Raw genomic sequence first — 20,923 nt, forward strand, 5'->3', positions numbered from 1 at the left:
ACGCAATCGATCGAGGGCGGCTTCGCCGATCCCGTCTTCAACGCCCAGGCCGTATTCCGCGCCATCATGGATGCCATGGCGCGCCCGGGCAGCGTCCAGGCGCTGTCTTCGCTCGCCCATCCGCCGGCGCCGCTGTCGGCGACTGCCGGCGCCGTGGTGCTGGCGCTCTGCGACAACGACACGCCGATCTGGCTCGACCCGCGGCTGCAGGCCGAAGCTTCCGTAAAGGCCTGGCTCGGTTTTCACACCGGCGCGCCCTTGGCCAACACGCCCCCCGACGCGCATTTCGCGTTTGTCGCCAACCCGGCGGAGATGGCGGCGCTCGACGGCTTTTCGCAAGGCACGCAAGAATATCCCGACCGCTCAACGACGCTGATCCTTTTGGTCGACGATCTCGCCTCCGGTCCGTCGCTGCTGCTCGAAGGACCCGGCATCGAGAAGACATCGATGATCGCGCCGACAGGCATGCCGCGCCATTTCGTCGAGCAGTGGAAGCAGAACAACCAGCGTTTCCCGCGCGGCGTCGACATCATCCTGGCGGCACCCGGCCACCTCGCCTGCTTGCCGCGCACCACCCTCATCAAGACGATGGAGGCATGACATGTATGTCGCGGTGAAAGGCGGCGAAGCCGCAATTGCCAACGCCCATCGCCTGCTGGCTGACCGCCGCCGCGGCGACCGCTCGGTGCCGGCGCTGCGCCTCGACCAGATCGTCGAGCAGTTGGCGCTCGGCGTCGACCGGGTGATGAGCGAAGGCTCGCTCTATGACCGCGAGCTCGCGGCTTTGGCCGTCGTCCAGGCGCGCGGCGACATGATCGAAGCGATCTTCCTGGTGCGCGCCTACCGCACCACGTTGCCGCGCTTTGGCTATACCAGCCCAGTCGACACCGGCGCCATGCAGATCGAGCGGCGCGTGTCGGCGACCTACAAGGACCTGCCCGGCGGCCAGGTGCTCGGCCCGACCTTCGACTATACCCACCGGCTGCTCGATCCGGAGCTTGCCGCCGGCGCCGATGTCGAGGCGCCCGCGCAACGCGAAGCCGGAGCGGAGGCCATGCCGCGCGTCTCCTCGATCCTCGCCCACGAAGGCCTGATCGAAGCCGATGGCGACATGCCGCTGGACCATGTGCCCGGCGACATCACCCGCGAGCCGCTGCAGTTCCCGATGGCGCGCGACATCCGCCTGCAGGCGCTGTCGCGCGGCGACGAAGGCTTCCTGCTCGCGCTCGGCTATTCGACGCAGCGCGGCTATGCCCGCAACCACCCCTTCGTCGGCGAAGTGCGCATCGGCGAGGTCGAGCTGGAACTCGACGTGCCGGAACTGCCTTTCGCCGTGCCGCTGGGATCCATCCGCGTCACCGAGTGCCAGATGGTCAACCAGTTCAGGGGCTCGGCCAAGGCGCCGCCGCAATTCACCCGCGGCTACGGTCTGGTCTTCGGGCAGAGCGAGCGCAAGGCGATGGCCATGGCGCTGTGCGACCGGGCGCTGCGCGCGAGCGAGCTTGGCGAGGATGTGATTGCCGCCGCGCAGGACGAGGAGTTCGTCATCTCGCACTCCGACAATGTCCATGCGACCGGCTTCGTCGAGCATTTGAAGCTGCCGCACTATGTCGACTTCCAGGCCGAGCTCGACCTGGTCCGCCGCATGCGCGCCGAATACGAGGCGCGGGAAAATGAGGACAAGGTGGAAGAGAAGAGGGAGGCCGCGGAATGATACTAGAAGCCGCCTGCGTGACCGCCGCCATCTGGCGAACTGGCACTGCTTCCTGCGTAGCCGCTGGCTCCGCTAACGGTCTCGCCCTGCGGGGCATCCTTTGGCGCAGGAAGAAACATCCTGCGAAGCGCAAACGCGGCAACGCCGGCGAAGACCAGCAACAGCACTCCGAGATGCATCCATCCGGTAGAGCTCATTTGGCCCTGCCTCCCTGGACGCCAATTCGATAGCATGAAGCGGACGTGATCGCCATGACCGACATCGCCACCTACAACTTCGCCTATCTCGATGAACAGACCAAGCGGATGATCCGCCGCGCCATCCTCAAGGGCATCGCCATTCCCGGCTACCAGGTGCCCTTCGCCTCGCGCGAGATGCCGATGCCCTATGGCTGGGGCACCGGCGGCGTACAGGTCACCGCCTCGATCATCGGCCCGGATGATGTGCTGAAGGTCATCGATCAGGGCGCCGACGACACCACCAACGCGGTCTCGATCCGCGCCTTCTTCAAAAAGGTCGCCAATGTCGCCGTCACCACCGAGACCGCGACGGCGACGATCATCCAGACCCGCCACCGCATCCCCGAGCATCCGCTCACCGCAGGCCAGGTGCTGGTCTTCCAGGTGCCGATCCCCGAGCCGCTGCGCTTCCTCGAGCCGCGCGAGACCGAGACGCGCAAGATGCATGCGCTGGAGGAATACGGCCTCATGCATGTGAAGCTTTACGAGGACATCGCCAAGCACGGCCGCATCGCCACCACCTACGCCTATCCGGTCAAGGTCGAGGGCCGCTATGTGATGGATCCGTCGCCGACGCCGAAATTCGACAATCCGAAGATGCATCGTTCGCCGGCTTTGCAGCTCTTCGGCGCCGGCCGCGAGAAGCGCATCTATGCGGTGCCGCCCTTCACCGATGTCGTCAGCCTCGATTTCGAGGACCATCCCTTCGAGGTGCAGACCTTCGACCAACCCTGCGCGTTGTGCGGCGCCGAGAATGTCTATCTCGACGAGGTCATCCTCGACGACCATGGCGGCCACATGTTCGTCTGCTCGGACACCGACCACTGCGAGAAACGGCGCAGCGCCCCTCCCTCCCCCTTGTGGGGAGGTCGCGCCGAAGGCGCGGGGGGGAGGGACCTGGCGACAACCCTTGCAACCCCCAGCTCGGCGCTACGCGCCGACCCTCCCCGCATGGGGGAGGGTAAGGAGGCCGAATGACCGACGAACCGCTGCTGCGCGTCTCGGCGCTTTCCAAATTCTACGGCTCGCGGGTCGGCTGCGAGAACATCAGCTTCGATCTTTGGCCGGGCGAGGTGCTGGCTGTCGTCGGCGAGTCCGGCTCCGGCAAGACGACGCTGCTCAACTGCCTGTCGACCAGGCTGCTGCCCTCTTCCGGCACCGCCAGCTATCGCATGCGTGACGACCAGTGGCGCGAACTCTACCGCATGAGCGAGGCCGAGCGCCGCTTCCTCATGCGCACCGACTGGGGCTTCGTCCATCAAAACCCGGCCGACGGGCTGCGCATGACGGTGTCGGCCGGCGCCAATGTCGGCGAAAGGCTGATGGCGGTCGGCGACCGCCACTACGGCAGGATCCGCGCCACCGCCGTCGACTGGCTGTCGCGCGTCGAAATCGACGAGGATCGCATCGACGATGAGCCGCGCGCCTTTTCCGGCGGCATGCGCCAGCGCCTGCAGATCGCCCGCAACCTGGTGACCGGGCCACGCCTGGTGTTCATGGACGAGCCGACCGGCGGCCTCGACGTCTCGGTGCAGGCGCGCCTGCTCGACCTGTTGCGCGGGCTCGTCACCGATCTCGGCCTCGCGGCAATCGTCGTCACCCATGACCTTGCCGTGGCGCGGCTTTTGTCGCAGCGCATGATGGTGATGAAGGACGGCCGCGTCGTCGAAAGCGGCCTCACCGACCGCGTGCTCGACGACCCCCGCGCGCCATACACGCAGTTGCTGGTTTCCTCGATACTACAGGTTTGATGATGGCGCTTGTTCACCCCCCTCTGGCCTGCCGGCCATCTCCCCCTCAAGGGGGGAGATCGGCAGCTTTCATGCCCCGCTCATTCTGCAACGCGGGAGAGTGGCGAAACCGAACGCGGCAGCCGATCTCCCCCCTTGAGGGGGAGATGCCTGGCAAGGCAGAGGGGGGTGCTGTCCCGCCAACGAACGACAGGAGACCCCTCTAATGCCAACGCCTCTCGTCGTTTCCGAGGTCGCGAAAAGCTTCACCATGCATCTGCGCGATGGCGTCAGGCTGCCGGTGGTGGCGGGCGTCTCCTTTTCGATCCGAGCCGGTGAATGCGCGGTGCTTGGCGGCCCGTCAGGCGCGGGAAAAAGCTCGATCCTGAAGATGCTCTACGGCAACTACGCCGTCGACGAAGGCCAGATCATCGTCCAGCACGAGGGTGGCCTGATCGACCTTGCCTCGGCCAGTCCGCGCACGGTGCTCTCCGTGCGCCGCCATACCATCGGCTATGTCAGCCAGTTCCTGCGCACCGTGCCGCGCGTTTCGGCGCTGGACGTCGTTGCCGAACCGCTGGTCGAGCGCGGCGAGGACAGGGAAGGCGCGCGGGAGAAAGCACGCACCCTGCTCGCGCAGCTCAACCTGCCGGAAAAGCTCTGGGCGCTGCCGCCGGCGACCTTCTCCGGCGGCGAGCAGCAGCGCGTCAACATCGCGCGCGGCTTCATCACCGAGCATCCGATCCTTTTGCTCGACGAGCCGACCGCTTCGCTTGACGCCAGGAACCGCGATGTCGTGGTCGAGCTCATCGCCGCCAAGAAGGCGGCGGGCGTCGCCCTGCTCGGCATCTTCCATGACCAGGACGTGCGCGACGCGGTGGCCGACCGCATCATCGACGTCACCGCCTTTGCCGCAGGCAGGATCGCCGCATGACGAGGAAATTGTCCGAGACGCCGCTGGTGCACGAGACGGCGCAGGTCGAGAACTCGAAGCTCGGCCGCTGGACCGAGATCGCCGAGCGCAGCCGGGTCTCGGAAAGCGAGCTTGGCGACTATTCCTACATGATGCAGGACTGCGCCGTCTGGTGCGCGACCATTCGGAAGTTTTCCAACATCGCGGCCGCCGTGCGCATCAACGCCACCAACCACCCGACCTGGCGGCCGACGCTGCACCACTTCACCTATCGCGCCTCGGACTATTGGGACGACGCCGAGCATGAGAGCGAATTCTTCGCAGAGCGGCGCGCCAAGCGCGTCATCATCGGCCACGACACCTGGCTCGGCCACGGCTCGACCATCCTGCCCGGCGTGACGGTCGGCGACGGGGCGGCGGTCGGCGCGGGTGCGGTGGTTTCGAAGGATGTCGCGCCCTACACCATCGTCCCCGGCGTGCCGGCAAAACCGATCCGCGAGCGTTTCAACCGCCGCACCGCCGAGCGCTACCAGGCGCTCGCCTGGTGGGATTGGGACCATGCCCGGCTGCGTTCAGCGCTCGACGATTTCCGCGAGCTCTCGGCCGAGGCTTTCTTGGAGAAGTATGGCGGCTGATTCTGGTGAATGGTGAATGGTCAATAGTGAATGGCGGACAACGCGGATCGGGCTAGGAAGCCCCATTCACCATTCACACCCTTGACACATGACTCGGACAGGACGCCATCTCCCCAAGGAGATCGCTCATGCTCGCCACAGTCAGACCTTCGCTCGCCTCCTTCTTCGAAGGCACCAATCCGGCGCCGCCGGTGCATCTCGGCACCCGCTACGACAGGTCGGGCAACTTCCTCCTCGAGCCCGGCAACACGGTAGTCAGCCACCTCGTCCAGGGCTCTCCTTCCGAAGCCGCTGTCATCGAGGTGCGCGACCGCATGCGCGCCATGCCGGACGCCGACCGCCTCGCCTTCACGCCGATCTCCAGCCTGCACATGACCGTGTTCCAGGGCATCATCGAATACCGCCGCCGGCTCCCCTACTGGCCCGCCGATGTGCCGCTCGACGCCAGCGTCGACGACATGGCGCGTCTCTATCTCGAGCGCCTGCGGGGCTTTGAAGGCAACGGCGCCTTCAAGATAAAGACCATCGGCGTCACGCCGAACGGCCTGACAGTAGCCGGCGCCACGGACGAGGACCGGCTTATCCTCAAAGCCTGGCGCGATGCGCTGTCGGTGCCGTTCGGCTACCGCCATCCCGACCACGACGTGTATGTCTTCCACATCACTTTCGCCTACCAGATCCGCCGCCTCGCCGACGAACGCGCGGCCGCCTGGCAGGATATGTTCGACGATTGCCTGTCGTTCCTCGAACGCGAGGCTCCGGTGATCGAATTGCGCCCGCCGGCCTTTTGCAGCTTCAAGGATATGAAGCATTTCGAGGAATTGTTGGTCCTTGGCTAGCCTATGCATGTCGCCCAAAAGTGCACAGCGGTTTTGGGACAACGACATGCATAAACAAGGATGGCCTGTGGGCGGTAACAAAACTGACATCAATCCGACACCCCAGCTTCATGGGGCTGCGCTAGCGAAGGTTAACGGACCTTCAAACCGCGACGGACTGGAGTCTTGCCATGTCAGCATCATCGGCCACGCTGGAAATCCGCGGCGTAACCCGACGATTTGGCAAGAACACCGCTGTCAGCGATATCAGCGTCTCGATCCCGCAGGGCCAGATGGTCGGCATCATCGGCCGCTCCGGCGCCGGCAAGTCGACGCTTCTGCGCATGATCAACCGTCTTATCGATCCCAGCCAAGGATCGATTTTTTTTGACGGCGCCGAGGTTTCCAGCCTGCAGGGCTCGCCGCTGCGCCGCTGGCAGCGCGACTGCGCCATGATCTTCCAGCAGTTCAACCTGGTGCCGCGCCTCGACGTGCTGACCAACGTCCTGCTCGGCCGCCTCAACCACCGCTCCACCTTCTCCAATCTGCTCGGCATGTTCTCGCGCACCGAATGCGCCGAGGCGGTGGCCGCGCTCGAGCGCCTCGACATCGCCCGCACCGCGCTGCAGCCGGCCGGCACGCTGTCCGGCGGCCAGCAGCAGCGCGTGGCGATCGCACGCGCCATGATGCAGCAGCCGAAGGTGCTGCTGGCCGACGAGCCGATCGCCTCCCTAGACCCGCTCAACGCCAAGGTGGTGATGGATTCCCTGCGCGACATCAATCTGCGCGAAGGCATCACCGTCGTCACCAATTTGCACACGCTGGACACCGCCCGCGCCTATTGCAACCGCATCATCGGCATGGCCGCCGGCAAGGTCGTCTTCGACGGCGCGCCCGAGGATCTCGACCGCGACGCCGTGCGCACCGTCTATGGCGCCGACGCCAACGGCGTCGAGATCACCGAGGCCATCACGTCGACCAGCGTCAGCATCAAGCCGAAGCTCACCGCATCCGCCGGACCGCTCGAACCGGCCTTCCCTGGCTACTGAATCCATCACCCCGGGACCGAAATGGTCCCGGGCAAATCGGGGACTTCGATAAGAGCAACCCGGATCGCCCGCCCGCGTCAAAGGCTGAATTCAAAATTCGAACGCTGCCGGCGCGAAGCCGGCAAAACAGGAGAGAGGTCCAAATGTTCAGGAAAATGGTTTTTGGCGCCGTATCGCTGCTCGCCATGGCGACAAGTGCTGCTCACGCCGCCGACATCAAGGAATTCCGCGTAGGCATCCTCGGCGGCGAGAACGAAACCGACCGTCTGCGCAACTACCAGTGCCTTGCCGACCACCTGAAGGCCGAATTCGGCTTCGAGAAGGTGTCGCTGTTCCCGGCCGCCGACTATGACGGCGTCATCCAGGGCCTGCTCGGCGGCACGCTCGACTTCGCCGAGCTCGGCGCGTCCGGCTACGCCAGCGTCTATCTCAAGGACCCGAACGCCGTCACCCCGATCCTCACCACCAAGCAGACCGACGGCTCGACCGGCTACTATTCGATCGGCCTGGCGCTGAAGACTTCCGGCATCACCGACATCAAGTCGGCCAAGGGCAAGAAGCTCGGCTATGCCGATCCGGATTCGACCTCGGGCTATCTGATCCCGCTGACCCAGATTCCGAAGGACACCGGCGCCTCCAACGAGACCTACTTCGCCTCGACCCAGTTCAATGGCGGCCATGAGAACAACATCCTCGCCGTCCGCGACGGCAAGGTCGACGTGGCGGTGGACGATTCCTCCGGCATCGGCGACTTCAAGAACGGCTACACCTCCGGCACCTTCCACAAGGAAGTCGCCAAGGGCGCCGTCGATCCGAACGACTTCGTCGAAGTCTGGCGCTCGGGCCTGATCCCGAACGGTCCGCTGGTCGTACGCACCGCGCTCGGCACTGAGCTGACCGCCAAGCTGACCGACTTCTTCACCGCACTGCCGGCCAAGGACAAGCCCTGCTTCGAGGGCGTCGAAGGCGGCGACTTCACCGGCTATGTCCCGGTCAAGCCGGACTTCTACAACGTCATCGTCGAAGCCCGCAAAGCCGCGATCGGCGGCTGACGGCATCAGGAAAAGAGGGCGGCGCTGCAAAGCGCCGCCCTTTTTGCATTCCCGATCATGACAGCCTCAGCGACAATCCATTCCGAAGCGACAAGGCAGCAGGCCGACGCCTGGCGGCGCCAGACCTCGCTTCGCCGCTTCTACACCGCGCTCGGCGTCGGCCTGCTGCTGGTTGCCATGTGCGCGACCATGTGGTTTGCCGACGAAGCCAATGCCGGCCATTTCTTCGAGCGGCTGCCGCATATACTCGATTTCCTGAGCTGGCTGATCCCGAAGGACTGGAACGACGTCTGGCGGGCCCTGTTCGACATCGCCTCGCCGCATGACAAGGGCACGCAGGAATTCAACTTCCCGCTCGGTCGCGTCTATGTCTGGGGCGGCTTCTACATCCCCGAATATTTCGAGCTGATGCTGACCACCGTCAACGTAGCGCTGGTCTCGACCTTCATCGGCTTCGTCTTTGCCGTGCCTTTCTCCTTCATCGCCGCGCGCAACCTGACGCCGAGCCCGATCCTGCGGCTCGTCGTCAAGCGCTTCATGGAATTGCTGCGCGCCTTCCCCGAGATCGTCATTGCCGGCCTGTTCGCGGCCATCGTCTCGATCGGCCCGGTCGCGGCCATCATCGCCATCGGCCTGCATTCGATCGGCGCGCTGGGCAAGCTGTTCTACGAGATCAACGAGAACATCGACATGCGCCCGGAAGAGGGGCTGCGCGCGGTCGGCGCCAACTGGATCGAGCGCGTGCGCTTCGCCGACCTGCCGCAGGTGCTGCCCAACTTCATGTCCTATACGTTGCTCAGGATCGAGATCAACGTGCGCATTTCGACCATCATGGGCGCGGTCGGCGGCGGTGGCATCGGCGAAGAGTTGAAGCTTTCCATCTCGCGCGGCTTCGGCGCCAAGACGCTGGCCCTGGTCCTGCTTCTCTTCGTCACCATCTTCCTCGTCGACCAGTTCTCCGCCTGGCTGCGCCGCAAGCTCGTCGGCGAGCAGGCATTTCTGATGAGCGCTTGATATGGGCATGACAGCCGAAGACATCGGCGCGATCGAGGAACGCCACCCGCAGATATTCCAGCGGCCGGCCTACAAGCGCTTCTGGCCGCTGGTCCTGATCGCGGGCACGGTACTCTACCTCGCCTATGCCTTGTGGTTCTTCAGCCTTCCTCAGGTGTTGAAGGAATCGCATTGGGAGCGCCTGCCGCTCTTCCTGTCGCAATGGATCAGCTACGACCTGCAGCCGGAATTCCGGCTCGACCAGCCTCAGATCACGCCGAAATATCCGCGCTTCTCGGCGCTTGGCGAGAACCCCAATCCGGACTGGGTCATCAGGAATCCCGACGGCACCTTCACCGTGCAGATCGACGGCGAGGCCAAGTCCATCACCTTCGACAAGACAAGGGCGACGATTGTCGCCAATGGCCAGACGGTGCTTGTTTCGCTCACCGACGGTAAGCCCGAAGTGTCCGGCCCGGTGCCGAACTGGGTGACCGTGCATGACGACGAGGTCGTCGCCAAGATGGGCTTCGTCGGCGAGGTGCGCGTCACCGTCGATCGCGTCAAGGTGCGCAAGCGCTTCCTCGGCTGGGCGAATTTCGTCTTCGACACCCGCTCGCCCTTCTTCGGCAAATCGGCCGGCGAGGTATTCTCGCTGATCGTCTCTGGCCCTGAACTTCAGTCGGGAACGTCGAATCTCGCTTTAGCCGCCGACAACATCTGGAACAACGCCCAGTGGCAGCATGGCGACGTCTGGACGAAGCTTTTGCAGACCATCGTCATGGCCTTCCTCGGCACGCTGCTCGGCGGCATCGTCGCCTTCCCGCTTGCCTTCTTCGCCGCTCGCAACATCACGCCGAGTGGCCTGCTCAGCCAGGTGCTGAAACGCTTCTTCGACTTCATGCGTTCGGTCGACATGTTGATCTGGGCGCTGTTCTTCACCCGCGCCTTCGGCCCCGGCCCGCTCGCGGGGAGTGCCGCGATCTTCTTCACCGAGATCGGCACGCTCGGCAAAACCTATTCCGAGGCGCTGGAGAACATCGACGACAAGCCGCGCGAAGGCGTGGCCTCGACCGGCGCCAACGGCCTGCTTGTGCAGCGTCACGGGGTATTGCCGGAAGTGGTGCCGATCTTCATCAGCCAGACGCTCTACCAGTGGGAATCGAATACCCGCGGCGCCACCATCATCGGCGCTGTCGGCGCCGGCGGCATCGGCCTGAAATTATGGGAAGCCATGCGCACCAATTCGAATTGGGCGAATGTCTTCTACATGGTGCTGCTGACGCTGTTCGTCGTCTTCGTCTTCGACAACATCTCGAACTTCCTGCGCCGCAGGCTGAGCCGCACGCTGCATGACTACAATCGGCTGCAGGCTGCGCAGGGTTAGTCAACCGACATTACGATCGGCAGCGACTCAGCGCGCCTTCGTCATCCTATGGCGAAGCAAGGAGCGAAGCGAAGCGACGCGGCGCAGACCATAGGATCCATGCCACGACTTCGACGCGTTGCGGCGGTGCAGAAATTCTGCTCCGCTGCGCTCTTCATCGAGGTCACAGCATGGATCCTCGGGTCTCCGCGTCCGCTTCGCTCCCGCTTCGCCCGTGGATGACGAAAAGAGAGCTTACGCCGCCTTCCTCCACCCATCCCTGATATGCCGATACCCGTCGCGATAAACCGCCTCCGGGCTCTCGGCAAAGTCGCGCCACACCTTGGTGGCCGCTGCCAGATCTTTGAGCGAGCGGCCGAAGGACTCGATGGTCAGCCAGTCGTCATAGCCGCTCTTGCGGATGGCCGAAAACGTCTCCTTCCACGGGATGTTGCCGCGCCCCGGCACGCCGCGGTCGTTCTCCGAAATATGGATATGGACGACATTTCGGCGGTTGCGGGTATAGGCGCCGATCGGATCGGCCTCCTCGATATTGGCATGGAAAGTGTCGTACATCGCCTTGATGTGCGGCCGGTCGATCGCATCGATATGCTCCGACAGATCGTCCATCGTGTTGACCAGATAGCATTCGAAGCGATTGAGCGCCTCGAGGCCGATAATGACGCCCTTCCTGCCGGCGTGGTCGCCGATGGCGCGCTGCGAGGCGACCGAGCGCTTCTTCTCCGCCGCCGTCGGCCCGCTGCCGGAAAAGGCGCCGAGCGTCGAATGCAGCGGCCCGCTCAGCCTGTTCGCGCCAAGGGCGGCGCTGCAGTCGATCGCCCATTTCATGTAGTCGATGCCGGCCTTGCGTGTCGCCGCATCCGGCGAAATCAGGTTCATCGCCGGATCGCCCATGGCCGAAACCGCGGTGCGCCCCAGGCCGATACGGTCGAGCATCTCGCCGAGCTTCTTGTAGTCGTCGGGCACGCCCGCGAAGACCGGGATTTCGACGCCGTTGAAGCCGGTCGCCTTGATGTCCTTCAGCAGCGCCTCGTGCTTCTTCGAGACGCTCGTCGTCCACAAGAACATGCACATGCCGATTTTCATCGACATTCCTCCCCGTTCGACGGCCAGCTGAACGCCGGTTCTTTCACTCCCCCTCATCCGGCCGCTTCGCGACTACAATTTAGTCCACGCCCCGTTCTTCTTCGACGACTTCACGCAGGCCTCGATGAAGGCCATGCCTTCGACGCCGTCCGCAATCGTCGGGAAGACGACATCCCTAGCCAGCTTGCCGCCCTTCTTGCGCGCCGCCCGGATCGCTCGCGCGGCTTCCTGGTAGATGTTGGCAAAACCTTCGAGATAGCCCTCTGGATGGCCGGAGGGAACGCGCGTCACACGTCCGGCAACCGGCAGCGCGCCGGCGCCAGCGCGGGTGAGCAGCTGCTTGGGCTGCCCGAACGGCGTGTACCAGAGATAGTTCGGATCGGCCTGCACCCATTCAAGCCCGCCCTTGGAACCATAGATGCGCAGCTTCAGCCCGTTTTCATGGCCGGGTGCCACTTGGCTCGCCCAGATCATGCCCTTGGCCGGATGCTTGTTGCCGACCGGCTTGAAGCGCAACATGACGTTGACATTGTCGTCGAGCTGGCGGCCCGGCACGAAGGCGTCGAGGTCGGCCGAAAGCGAATCGAGTTCCAGCCCTGAGACGAAGCGGGCGAGGTTGTAGGCGTGCGTGCCGATGTCGCCCAGCGCGCCGCCGGCGCCGGCCTGCTTCGGGTCGGAGCGCCACGACGCCTGCTTCTGGCCGGTGGCGGCCAGATCTTCCGTCAGCCAGTCCTGCGGATATTCCGACTGCACGATGCGGATGTCGCCCAGCATGCCCTTGGCCACCATCTCGCGCGCCTGCCGCACCATGGGATAGGCCGTATAGTTGTGGGTGAGCACGAACACCTTGCCGGCCTTCTCGACCAGTGCGGCAAGCTTTTTCGCCTCGGCGAGCGAAGTCGCGAGCGGCTTGTCGCAGATGACGTGGATGCCGGCCTCGAGGAAGGCCTTGGCCGCCGGCACATGCACGTTGTTGGGCGTGACGATCGCCACCGCCTCGATGCCGTCCGGGCGCTTCGCCTCGGCCTTCGCCATCTCCGCATAGGAGCCGTAGCTGCGCGCCGGATCGAGCCCGAGTTCGGCGGCCGAAGCTTTTGCCCGTTCCGGATTCGACGACAGCGCTCCGGCCACCAGCACGAAGTCATTGTCCATGCGCGCCGCGATCCTGTGCACCGCGCCGATGAAGGCGCCCTGCCCGCCGCCGACCATGCCGTAGCGGATCGGGCCGCCTCCCGTTTCCGACTTCGATGCGCCGACCATTTTTTGTCTCCCTTGTCTGAGATACCCCTCCCCCTCGAGGGGAGGGTGGCCCGAAGGCCGGGAGGGGTCGGTTCATGCCGAGCTCTACGCCCGGCGACCCCACCCCGATCCGCTTCTGCGGATCGACCCTCCCTCAAGGGGGAGGGAAAGCGATACTAGATCCCCATCATCGCGCGCAGCAGCTTCTTGTCGCTGGTACCGCCGGCGAAATCGTCGAATGCCTTCTCGGTAACCCGGATGATGTGATGCTGGATGAAGGGTGCGCCTTCGGCGGCGCCGTCCTCGGGATGCTTAAGGCAGCATTCCCATTCCAGCACCGCCCAGGAATCGTAATTATACTGGGTGAGCTTGGAGAAGATGCCGCTGAAATCCACCTGACCGTCGCCCAGCGAACGGAAGCGTCCGGCGCGGTTCACCCAGCCCTGATAGCCGGAATAGACGCCCTGCCGTCCCGTCGGGTTGAACTCGGCGTCCTTGACGTGGAATGCCTTGATCCGCTCGTGGTAGATGTCGATGAACTCGAGATAGTCGAGCTGCTGCAGCAGGAAATGCGACGGATCGTAGTTGATGTTGCAGCGCTTGTGGCCGCCGACCGCGTCGAGGAACATCTCGAAGGTCGCGCCGTCGAACATATCCTCGCCCGGATGGATCTCGTAGCCGACATCGACGCCGTTCTCGTCATAGACGTCGAGGATCGGCTTCCAGCGCTTGCCGAGCTCGGCGAAGGCCTCCTCGATCAGCCCCGGCGGCCGCTGCGGCCACGGATAGAGGTAGGGAAAGGCGAGCGCGCCGCTGAAGGTGACCGACGCCTTGAGGCCGAGATTCTTCGACGCCTTGGCGCCGAACTCCATCTGCTCGACGGCCCATTTCTGCCTGGCTTTCGGATTGTTGTGCACCTCCGCCGGGGCGAAACCGTCGAACTGCGCGTCATAGGCCGGATGCACTGCGACCAGCTGGCCTTGCAGATGCGTCGACAGCTCGGTGATCTCGACGCCCGCGTCGGCGCATATGCCCTTCACCTCGTCGCAATAGGCTTTCGACGACGCCGCCTTCTTGAGGTCGAACATGCGGCCGTCCCAGGTCGGGATCTGCACGCCTTTGTAGCCGAGGCTGGCCGCCCATTTGGTGATCGAGGCCAGCGAATTGAATGGCGCGGCGTCGCCCGCGAACTGCGCCAGAAACAGGCCGGGACCCTTCATCGTCGTCGGCATCGGCATCCTCCCTCTCTCATTTTCACGAACCAAGCATAGCGCCGATTGAAGCAAGGGCTAGCCTGTTCGATCGTTCGTATCGGCGCCGGGATACGGCGTCATTCTGGTATTACCAAATTGGGCCGTTTGGTCAAGCGGCCAGAAACGGCGGGAAAGCGATCAGCACGGTCGCCGAAGGAGAATTTAATCCATTAGAATCAACATATTGCTTAATGAGTAAGGCCCAATATGCGGTCTCCTTGCCGTTCAAGCGAATTTGCTGTAGAGGTCTTGTTGGACCCAATTGGTCGAACCAGTTTCGAGAAAAATCGCTGGAACGCCGTGGGGAGGAGATCATGCGGCGGGCTCACTGGAGAACGCCGCGGGAAAACGTGACAGGCGCATTCTGGGAAGGATAGACCATGCATCTTTCGACGCACAACTGGATGCGGGCGGAGCCGCTGGAGGTGACGCTCAAGCGCATCAAGAAACTCGGCTATGAGTCGATCGAGATTTCAGGCGAGCCCGAGCAGTACAAGACCAAGGAAACGCGCGCGCTCTTGAAGGAGCACGGCATTCGCTGCTGGGGTTCGGTGACGCTGATGCTGGGCGAACGCAACCTTGCCGCCAAGAACCAGGGCCAGCGCGAACGTTCGGTGCAATACGTCAAGGACGTGCTGACCATGGTGAGCGAGCTTGACGGCGAGATCATCACGCTCGTTCCCGCCACCGTCGGCAAGGTGGTGCCCGACGGCACCGAAGCGGAAGAGTGGGGCTGGGTGGTGGACGCCACGCGCGAATGCTTCGCCCATGCCAAGAAGGTCGGCGTCAAGATAGCTGTCGAGCCGCTCAACCGCTTCGAGACGTATCTCTTCAACCGCGGCGCCCAGGCGCTCGCGCTTGCCGACGCGGTGAGCCCCGAATGCGGCGTCTGCCTCGACGCCTATCACATCCACATGGAGGAATTTAACGTCTATGACGCCATCCGTCAGGTGGGAAAGCGCCTCTTCGACTTCCACGTCGCCGACAACAACCGCTTCGCCGCCGGCCTCGGCCAGATCGATTGGCCGAAGATCGTCGGCACGCTGAAGGAGATCGGCTACGACGGCGCGCTGACCAACGAGTTCGTCGCGCCCGTCGATCGCACGCCGGCGGCGCCCTACCCGGAGATGGTGGAGCGCAACCCGGTCGACATCTCGCCAGAGCAGCTCAAATTCATCCAGGACCACGGCTCCAGCCTGCTCACCGAGAAATTCTACACCGACCAGATGCGCATCACCGCCGAAACGCTGCTGCCGCTGATCAAGTAGCCCGATCGAAGCTTAGCCCTTCCGCCCTCGCCGGGCGGCGGGGCCGGGGATGAAGATGCGTATCAAAAGCGTCCAGGCCTGGTGGGTCCGCATACCGATCGAAGTCGCGAAGCAGCATCGCAGCGATTTCGGTCAGGTGACGACGTTCGACGCCGCGATTTTGCGCATTGAAACGGATGACGGCCTGGTCGGCTGGGGCGAGGGCAAGAATGCTGCCGGCAGCGCCGGCAGTTACGGCGCGCTGGTCCACATGCTGAACCACGAGATTGCGCCGCAGCTCATCGGCCGCGATCCGGCCGATATCGGCATCATCTGGGAGATGCTCTACAACGGCGTGCGCCACAACACGGCAGCCCATGCCGGGCATGCCATGCCGCAGCTGGCGCGGCGCGGCATGAGCGTGGCGGCGATCAGCGCCGTCGACATCGCGCTCTGGGACATCCTCGGCAAGTCGCTGGGACAGCCGGTCTGGCGGCTGCTCGGCGGCCGCAAGGTCGAGCGCATGCAGGCCTATGCGTCCGGCGGCTGGGCGTCGGCCGATGCCATCGGCGAGCAGCTCAAATCCTACATCGCCAAGGGCGGCTTCAAGGCCGTGAAGATGCGCGTCGGCGCGATGGACGGCGCCCCGCATATCTCGGCCACGCGCGTGCGCGCCGCCAGGGAAGTGATCGGCCCCGACGTCGATCTGATGGTCGACGCGCACGGCACCTACACCGTCGCCGAGGCAAAGCGCTTCATCAGCCTCACCGCCGACCTCGACCTCGCCTGGTTCGAGGAGCCGGTGATCGCCGACGACAAGCCCGGCATGGCCGAGGTGCGCGCGTCGGGCTCGACGCCGATCGCCACCGGCGAGAGCGAGGCGACGCGCTATGCCTTCCGCGATCTGGCGGTGCTGAAATCGGCCGACATCTTCCAGCCGGATCCCGCCTTCTGCGGCGGCATCAGCGAGGCGATGAAGATCGGCACCATCGCCAGCGCCTTCAACCTGCGCTTCGCGCCGCATCTGTGGGCCGGCGCGCCCTGCTTCTTCGCCGGCTTGCATGTCTGCGCGGCCTCGCCCGCGAGCTTCACCGTCGAATATTCGCTGGGCGCCAATCCGATGATCCACGATCTCGTCGAGGAGACTGTCGAAGCAAAGGACGGTATGATAGCGATCCCCGAAAAGCCCGGATTGGGATTCACTATTTCGGAGCGTTTCCTGGAGGCGCACGCGCAACGCATTTGACGATGAAAGAAAAGAACCTTCTCGCGGAACTCGCCGCCTATCTGTTCTCCAACTCGGACAAGGAGTCGGGCCGCACGCCGTCGGAGCGCGAACTGGCGGAACATTTCGGCGTCAGCCGCGGTCAGATACGCGAGGCGCTGGCGATCCTGGAAGCCATGCGCATCGTCGAGCGCCGCGCCAAGTCCGGCATCTATATCGACACCAAGCAGGCAAGCGTCGAGGCGCTGGCGCTCTTCGCGCGCGCCGGCCTGCCGCTCGATCCGGTGCAGATCTACGAGACCGTCGAATTGCGCAAGATTCACGAGATCAAGGCGGCCGAGCTTGCCTGCTCGCGCGCCACCGAGGAGAATTTCGAGCGGCTGCGCGAGATCCTGAAGGCCTCCGAGGAGCGCATCGCCGCCGGCGAAGGCCTCGCCAAGGAGGACCGCGAGTTCCACCTCGAGATCGTGCGGGCGACCAAGAACGGCGTCTTCCACAACATCTGCAGCGTCTACTACCTGATGGGCGAGCAGCGCCTGCCGATCTATTTCAACGATCCCGAGCGCAGCGTGCGCTCGCATGCCGAGCACATCCAGATCTACGAGGCGCTGCTGCGTCGCGACGGCAATCTCGCCCAGGCGCTGATGAGCGCGCACCTGCAGGGCGCGGAGAGCTACTGGAAGGGGATCATCGAAGGTCGCTGGACGGAGCCGAAAAGCACGGCGCTCGAAAAGGCCTGAGCTTTATGCGCAAGATCCTGTCGACGCACCCGCTGCACCCACGCGCCACGGCTATGCTGGCGGGCGCCGGCAGGCTTGCAATCGCCCGCGCCCTCGACGCCAGGACGCTGACCGCGGAAGCCAGGGACGCCGACATCGTCATCGTGCGCGCGCCGCTGCCGCCGGAGCTCTTCGATGGCGCCAACAATTTGCGCGCCGCGATCCGACACGGCGCGGGATTGGACATGATCCCGGTCGAGGCGGCCACCGCCGCCGGCGTGCTGGTGGCGAATGTGCCGGCGGTCAACGCCCGCTCGGTCGCCGAGCACGTGATGTTTGTAGCGCTTGCGCTCCTTCGCCGCTTCCGCGTCATGGACCGAGACCTGCGCGCCAAGGGCTGGCTTGCCGGGCGCGAGCATGCCAATTCGACCAACGAGCTCGCCGGCAAGACGATCGGCATTGTCGGCCTCGGCGCGGTCGGCCAGGCCGTCGGCCATATCGCCGCGCACGGCTTCGACCTCAATGTGGTGGCGACCACGCGCAGCTTGCGCCCGGCGCCCGAGCGCGTCGGCTTCCTGTCGATCGACGCGCTGGTCGAGCAGAGCGACATCATCGTGCTCTGCTGCCCGCTGACCGAGGAAACGCGCGGCCTAATCAGCCGCGAGCGCATCGCTCGCATGAAGCCCAACGCGCTGCTGATCAATGTCTCGCGCGGACCCGTGGTCGACGACGAGGCGCTGATCGAAGCTCTGCGAAAAGACCGCATCGGCGGCGCGGCGCTCGACGTCTTTGCGACCCAGCCGCTGCCACCGAACCATCCCTATTTCGGTTTCGACAACGTCATCGTCACCCCGCATATGGCCGGCATCACCGAGGAATCCATGATGCGCATGGGTGTGGGTGCGGCCGGCGAGGCCTTGCTGGTGCTTGCCGACAAGCTGCCGGTCAACCTGCGCAATCCGGAAGTGATCGAGCGCTACCGCCGGCGCTTTCCGGCGGACTGACGCTTCGCCGCCCGCCTCAATTTTCCCGGATTTGACGACGACCTTCCTGCGATGACCAAGAGTGTCGCTCGAGCCCTTCTGATCGCTGGCTTCTGCCTGGCTGGGGCCGAGGCCCGCGCCGACGGACAGGGCAGCTACGTGCCTTGCGACAACGGCCTGCGCTGCGTGATGGCGCCCTGCCCTTCGAACAGCGCGCTCGACCTCGCCTCCGGCAAGATCATCAAGGGCGTCTTGGTTGACATCGATGGCCTGCCGCAACATGACAAGGCGCTCGACCTCGCGGACAAGCTCTATGCCGGCAATGTCGTCGTTGCCGGCACGATCGAGAACCGGCCGCATACGTTCAACGGCAAGCAGTACAGCCTGCCGACGCTGGTTGCGTCCGGCATCGAGCGCGCCGCGAAGGACAGCGAGCGCGGCCATTGCTCGGCACATTGAGGCTCGCCACCCGGGCCATCGGCCTCAGCCTTTCAGCAAAGCCTCCACCGACGCGGCGATGCCGAGAAGGCGACGGTCATGCCCATGTCTCGCCACCAGCATCAGCCCAGTCGGCAGCCTCGTGCCGGGCATCGGCAGCGAGACCGCGCAGAGGTCGAACTGGTTGGCGACCTGAGTGTTGCGCAGCAGCAGGCCCTCCGTCCCGCGCAGTGCTTCATCGCCGGCCATGGCGGCAATCGACGGCGCAACCATCGGCACGGTCGGCAGCACGAGCACGTCGACCGCTTGCAGCCGTTCCTCCATGGCCGCGACCAATTCCCTGCGGCAGTGGATGGTCCTGATGTAGGCGGAAGCGGGAACTGTCAGAGCGCGAGACAAAGGCCCGCTGACATGCGGATCGACGGGCACAGAGGCGCCGGCTGCCAGCCAGTCGGCGTGCACTTCCGCACCTTCCATCGACGCGATCGAGGCGCGCTTGGTCGCTGCGCGCATCTCGGCAATGAGGTCGTCGATCGATAAATCGACGACGCGCGCGCCCGCCTGCTCCATCCCCCGAATACTTCGGTCGAAAGCATCGAGAACCTCAGGCTGCGTCTCACCGAAAAGCACGCCGCGGGGGATGCCAATGCGCAAACTGGCAACCGGGATAGGCTGAAGAGCAACCGGCTCATCCCCCGCCATGATCGCGTCGGTCACCGCGCAGTCGGCAACGCTGCGGGCGAGCGGCCCGATCGAATCCAGTGTCGCCGACAAGGGAAAGGCGCCGGCCAAAGGCACGCGCCCTGCCGTCGGCTTGAAGCCGACGACGCCGTTGAGCGAGGCTGGAATGCGCACCGAGCCGCCGGTATCCGAGCCGATCGAGATGTCGCAGCTGCCCTCGCCCACCGCGACGCCGGCGCCGGACGAGGAGCCGCCCGGGATAAGGCTCGCATCGGCCGCATTGCCCGGCGTGCCGTAATGCAGATTGTCGCCGATGGCGGTGAAGGCGAATTCGGTCATGTTGGTCTTGCCGAGGATCACTGCGCCTGCCTGGCGCAGCCGGCGCACGATCGCCGCGTCCCGCACGGCAGGCTGAGCACTGGCGAACATCAGCGAGCCCGCCCTGGTCGGCTCGCCGGCGACGTCGAACAGATCCTTGATCGACACGATCGCGCCGTCGAGCGGGCCGAGGCTCACGCCGGCCTTCCGGCGGGCATCGGCCGCATCCGCCGCCGCGCGCGCCGCTTCGGCGTAGAGTTTGGTGTAGACCTTCTCGCTTCCGGCGCGACTGGCAAGACGTGACAGGATGATTTCGAGACGACCGCGGACGGATTGCATGTCGATGTCGGACTCCGCAAGGATGCAACGTCTTTAAAGCAATTCCGGGAAGTGTGTAGCGGTTTCCGTCCGGAACTGCGCAAAAACAAACACTTAATGCACGTCGCCCAAAAGTGCGTAGCGGTTTTGGGAGAACGACATGCATCAAAACAAAGACTTAAAGCGCGGCGCCTGAATCCATTTCTGCGCGACGCGCTTCAATGCCGGCCGGGAAGGCCGGCGAAAGGGACAACCCGGCAAGCGTGCCTTTGCACCCTGCCAGCGATAGGAAGAGACTGATGCTGTACAAAGGCAGCTGCCATTGCGGCAAGGTGGCTTTCGAGGTCGAAGGCGCGCTCGGCGGCGCGGTGCGCTGCAATTGCTCGATCTGCTCGCGCAAGGGCTCACTGCTCTGGGCCGTGCCGCATGGCAGCATGCGGCTGGTCGCCTGGGGCGACGACCTCGGCAAATACACTTTTGGCAAGGGCTCGATCGCGCATCGCTTCTGCCGGACCTGTGGCATCCACCCCTTCGCCGAGGATGTCAGCCAGGGCAGCGAGCGCAGCGCCTACGTCAACATCAATTGCCTCGAGGACGTCGACCTCGACGCAGTGCAGGTCTTCGAGTTCGACGGCCGCTCGGCCTAGACCAGACTGCATCGCTCTGCCGACAAGCCGGCCATATCGGCCGGCTTGTCGGCATCCAAGGCTATTCAGCCTGTTTGGGCCCGACGGCGAAAGTCACCAGCGCCGCGAACAGCGTCGCCACGGCGCCGTAGGCGAAGGCGCTCGCCACGCCGGCATGGTCGACCAGCAGACCGCCGAAGACCGCGCCCAGCGCGATCGCCACCTGGAACGTCGCGACCATCAGCCCGCCGGCGCTCTCG

21 protein-coding genes and 1 pseudogene are annotated in these 20,923 nt (G+C 64.7%); 17 read left to right on the top strand and 5 right to left on the bottom strand.

The annotated features are described in order from the left end of the window. The 11 genes from phnH to phnE (DH10_RS29675) form a co-directional block, all read left to right on the top strand. Window positions 1-600, top strand: a 600-nt coding sequence (gene phnH, locus DH10_RS29625; RefSeq protein WP_192385636.1) for a phosphonate C-P lyase system protein PhnH, incomplete at its 5' end; no start/stop codon positions are given. A 1-nt stretch (window position 601) separates the two neighbouring features. Beyond that, entirely contained in the window at window positions 602-1,714 is a 1,113-nt protein-coding gene (locus DH10_RS29630) for a carbon-phosphorus lyase complex subunit (protein WP_192253162.1), read from the top strand. Window positions 1,715-1,965: 251 nt separating this feature from the next. Continuing rightward, complete coding sequence (locus DH10_RS29635) at window positions 1,966-2,931, top strand: alpha-D-ribose 1-methylphosphonate 5-phosphate C-P-lyase PhnJ (RefSeq protein WP_281423874.1); 966 nt, start codon at window positions 1,966-1,968, stop codon at window positions 2,929-2,931. Then, window positions 2,928-3,704, top strand: coding sequence for a phosphonate C-P lyase system protein PhnK (phnK, locus tag DH10_RS29640; protein WP_192253165.1), 777 nt, complete (start codon window positions 2,928-2,930; stop codon window positions 3,702-3,704). Before DH10_RS29635 ends, phnK begins: the two co-directional genes overlap by 4 nt. Before the next feature lie 205 nt (window positions 3,705-3,909). Further along, entirely contained in the window at window positions 3,910-4,617 is a 708-nt protein-coding gene (gene phnL, locus DH10_RS29645; protein ID WP_192253168.1) for a phosphonate C-P lyase system protein PhnL, read from the top strand. Next, window positions 4,614-5,231 carry a DapH/DapD/GlmU-related protein gene (locus tag DH10_RS29650; RefSeq protein ID WP_192385637.1) on the top strand — a complete coding sequence of 206 codons (618 nt, stop codon included), beginning with the start codon at window positions 4,614-4,616 and terminating at the stop codon, window positions 5,229-5,231. Before phnL ends, DH10_RS29650 begins: the two co-directional genes overlap by 4 nt. A gap of 128 nt (window positions 5,232-5,359) precedes the next feature. After that, window positions 5,360-6,070 (top strand): DUF1868 domain-containing protein, encoded by a 711-nt coding sequence (locus DH10_RS29655; protein ID WP_192253174.1) that lies wholly within the window; start codon window positions 5,360-5,362, stop codon window positions 6,068-6,070. A gap of 170 nt (window positions 6,071-6,240) precedes the next feature. After that, window positions 6,241-7,098, top strand: a complete 858-nt coding sequence (gene phnC, locus DH10_RS29660) for a phosphonate ABC transporter ATP-binding protein (protein ID WP_192253177.1) — start codon at window positions 6,241-6,243, stop codon at window positions 7,096-7,098. Window positions 7,099-7,241: 143 nt separating this feature from the next. Further along, window positions 7,242-8,150, top strand: coding sequence for a phosphonate ABC transporter substrate-binding protein (gene phnD, locus DH10_RS29665; RefSeq protein ID WP_192253179.1), 909 nt, complete (start codon window positions 7,242-7,244; stop codon window positions 8,148-8,150). Between the two features lie 57 nt (window positions 8,151-8,207). Continuing rightward, on the top strand, window positions 8,208-9,164 hold the full coding sequence (gene phnE, locus DH10_RS29670) for a phosphonate ABC transporter, permease protein PhnE (protein WP_192253182.1): 957 nt from the start codon (window positions 8,208-8,210) through the stop codon (window positions 9,162-9,164). A gap of 7 nt (window positions 9,165-9,171) precedes the next feature. Further along, entirely contained in the window at window positions 9,172-10,530 is a 1,359-nt protein-coding gene (gene phnE / locus DH10_RS29675) for a phosphonate ABC transporter, permease protein PhnE (RefSeq protein WP_246811662.1), read from the top strand. 234 nt (window positions 10,531-10,764) lie between these two features. Here phnE (DH10_RS29675) and DH10_RS29680 read toward each other — a convergent pair whose 3' ends face one another. The 3 genes from DH10_RS29680 to DH10_RS29690 form a co-directional block, all read right to left on the bottom strand. Continuing rightward, window positions 10,765-11,616 (bottom strand): sugar phosphate isomerase/epimerase family protein, encoded by an 852-nt coding sequence (locus tag DH10_RS29680; RefSeq protein ID WP_192253188.1) that lies wholly within the window; start codon window positions 11,614-11,616, stop codon window positions 10,765-10,767. A 72-nt stretch (window positions 11,617-11,688) separates the two neighbouring features. Then, the gene (locus tag DH10_RS29685) at window positions 11,689-12,876 is read right to left on the bottom strand and encodes a Gfo/Idh/MocA family protein (protein WP_192253191.1); all 1,188 of its coding nucleotides are present in this window, start codon (window positions 12,874-12,876) and stop codon (window positions 11,689-11,691) included. 155 nt (window positions 12,877-13,031) lie between these two features. Next, on the bottom strand, window positions 13,032-14,087 hold the full coding sequence (locus tag DH10_RS29690) for a sugar phosphate isomerase/epimerase family protein (RefSeq protein ID WP_192253194.1): 1,056 nt from the start codon (window positions 14,085-14,087) through the stop codon (window positions 13,032-13,034). Between the two features lie 401 nt (window positions 14,088-14,488). Between DH10_RS29690 and DH10_RS29695 the strand changes: the two genes are divergently transcribed. From DH10_RS29695 to DH10_RS29715, 5 genes are read left to right on the top strand one after another with little or no spacing between them, the layout of a single operon-like run. After that, window positions 14,489-15,376, top strand: coding sequence for a sugar phosphate isomerase/epimerase family protein (locus tag DH10_RS29695; protein ID WP_127425135.1), 888 nt, complete (start codon window positions 14,489-14,491; stop codon window positions 15,374-15,376). A 55-nt stretch (window positions 15,377-15,431) separates the two neighbouring features. After that, window positions 15,432-16,601 carry a mandelate racemase/muconate lactonizing enzyme family protein gene (locus DH10_RS29700; RefSeq protein ID WP_192253197.1) on the top strand — a complete coding sequence of 390 codons (1,170 nt, stop codon included), beginning with the start codon at window positions 15,432-15,434 and terminating at the stop codon, window positions 16,599-16,601. 2 nt (window positions 16,602-16,603) lie between these two features. Further along, a complete protein-coding gene (locus DH10_RS29705; RefSeq protein WP_192253200.1) occupies window positions 16,604-17,320 on the top strand; it encodes a FadR/GntR family transcriptional regulator in 717 nt (238 codons plus the stop codon). 5 nt (window positions 17,321-17,325) lie between these two features. Continuing rightward, entirely contained in the window at window positions 17,326-18,303 is a 978-nt protein-coding gene (locus DH10_RS29710; protein ID WP_192253202.1) for a hydroxyacid dehydrogenase, read from the top strand. Window positions 18,304-18,354: 51 nt separating this feature from the next. After that, window positions 18,355-18,741 carry a hypothetical protein gene (locus DH10_RS29715; protein ID WP_192253205.1) on the top strand — a complete coding sequence of 129 codons (387 nt, stop codon included), beginning with the start codon at window positions 18,355-18,357 and terminating at the stop codon, window positions 18,739-18,741. A 24-nt stretch (window positions 18,742-18,765) separates the two neighbouring features. On the opposite strand, the gene DH10_RS29720 is transcribed toward DH10_RS29715, so the two are convergent. Then, window positions 18,766-20,058 carry an amidase gene (locus DH10_RS29720; protein WP_192253208.1) on the bottom strand — a complete coding sequence of 431 codons (1,293 nt, stop codon included), beginning with the start codon at window positions 20,056-20,058 and terminating at the stop codon, window positions 18,766-18,768. 278 nt (window positions 20,059-20,336) lie between these two features. On the opposite strand from DH10_RS29720, the gene DH10_RS29725 reads away from it, so the two are divergent. Beyond that, window positions 20,337-20,684 carry a GFA family protein gene (locus DH10_RS29725; protein WP_192253211.1) on the top strand — a complete coding sequence of 116 codons (348 nt, stop codon included), beginning with the start codon at window positions 20,337-20,339 and terminating at the stop codon, window positions 20,682-20,684. 61 nt (window positions 20,685-20,745) lie between these two features. On the opposite strand, the pseudogene DH10_RS37335 reads toward DH10_RS29725, so the two are convergent. Further along, window positions 20,746-20,923 (bottom strand): annotated as a pseudogene (locus DH10_RS37335) (MFS transporter); the annotation flags it as partial.

It is taken from the genome of Mesorhizobium silamurunense, from assembly GCF_014843825.1.
GTDB lineage: Bacteria > Pseudomonadota > Alphaproteobacteria > Rhizobiales > Rhizobiaceae > Mesorhizobium > Mesorhizobium silamurunense.

Excerpts from the sequence above, each read along its gene's own strand:
- DH10_RS29630 (WP_192253162.1), top strand. The coding sequence starts at position 602 with ATGTATGTCGCGGTGAAAGGCGGCGAAGCCGCAATTGCCAACGCCCAT.
- DH10_RS29635 (WP_281423874.1), top strand. The coding sequence starts at position 1,966 with ATGACCGACATCGCCACCTACAACTTCGCCTATCTCGATGAACAGACC.
- phnK (WP_192253165.1), top strand. The coding sequence starts at position 2,928 with ATGACCGACGAACCGCTGCTGCGCGTCTCGGCGCTTTCCAAATTCTAC.
- phnL (WP_192253168.1), top strand. The coding sequence starts at position 3,910 with ATGCCAACGCCTCTCGTCGTTTCCGAGGTCGCGAAAAGCTTCACCATG.
- DH10_RS29650 (WP_192385637.1), top strand. The coding sequence starts at position 4,614 with ATGACGAGGAAATTGTCCGAGACGCCGCTGGTGCACGAGACGGCGCAG.
- DH10_RS29655 (WP_192253174.1), top strand. The coding sequence starts at position 5,360 with ATGCTCGCCACAGTCAGACCTTCGCTCGCCTCCTTCTTCGAAGGCACC.
- phnC (WP_192253177.1), top strand. The coding sequence starts at position 6,241 with ATGTCAGCATCATCGGCCACGCTGGAAATCCGCGGCGTAACCCGACGA.
- phnD (WP_192253179.1), top strand. The coding sequence starts at position 7,242 with ATGTTCAGGAAAATGGTTTTTGGCGCCGTATCGCTGCTCGCCATGGCG.
- phnE (WP_192253182.1), top strand. The coding sequence starts at position 8,208 with ATGACAGCCTCAGCGACAATCCATTCCGAAGCGACAAGGCAGCAGGCC.
- phnE (WP_246811662.1), top strand. The coding sequence starts at position 9,172 with ATGACAGCCGAAGACATCGGCGCGATCGAGGAACGCCACCCGCAGATA.
- DH10_RS29680 (WP_192253188.1), bottom strand. The coding sequence starts at position 11,616 with ATGAAAATCGGCATGTGCATGTTCTTGTGGACGACGAGCGTCTCGAAG.
- DH10_RS29685 (WP_192253191.1), bottom strand. The coding sequence starts at position 12,876 with ATGGTCGGCGCATCGAAGTCGGAAACGGGAGGCGGCCCGATCCGCTAC.
- DH10_RS29690 (WP_192253194.1), bottom strand. The coding sequence starts at position 14,087 with ATGCCGACGACGATGAAGGGTCCCGGCCTGTTTCTGGCGCAGTTCGCG.
- DH10_RS29695 (WP_127425135.1), top strand. The coding sequence starts at position 14,489 with ATGCATCTTTCGACGCACAACTGGATGCGGGCGGAGCCGCTGGAGGTG.
- DH10_RS29700 (WP_192253197.1), top strand. The coding sequence starts at position 15,432 with ATGCGTATCAAAAGCGTCCAGGCCTGGTGGGTCCGCATACCGATCGAA.
- DH10_RS29705 (WP_192253200.1), top strand. The coding sequence starts at position 16,604 with ATGAAAGAAAAGAACCTTCTCGCGGAACTCGCCGCCTATCTGTTCTCC.
- DH10_RS29710 (WP_192253202.1), top strand. The coding sequence starts at position 17,326 with ATGCGCAAGATCCTGTCGACGCACCCGCTGCACCCACGCGCCACGGCT.
- DH10_RS29715 (WP_192253205.1), top strand. The coding sequence starts at position 18,355 with ATGACCAAGAGTGTCGCTCGAGCCCTTCTGATCGCTGGCTTCTGCCTG.
- DH10_RS29720 (WP_192253208.1), bottom strand. The coding sequence starts at position 20,058 with ATGCAATCCGTCCGCGGTCGTCTCGAAATCATCCTGTCACGTCTTGCC.
- DH10_RS29725 (WP_192253211.1), top strand. The coding sequence starts at position 20,337 with ATGCTGTACAAAGGCAGCTGCCATTGCGGCAAGGTGGCTTTCGAGGTC.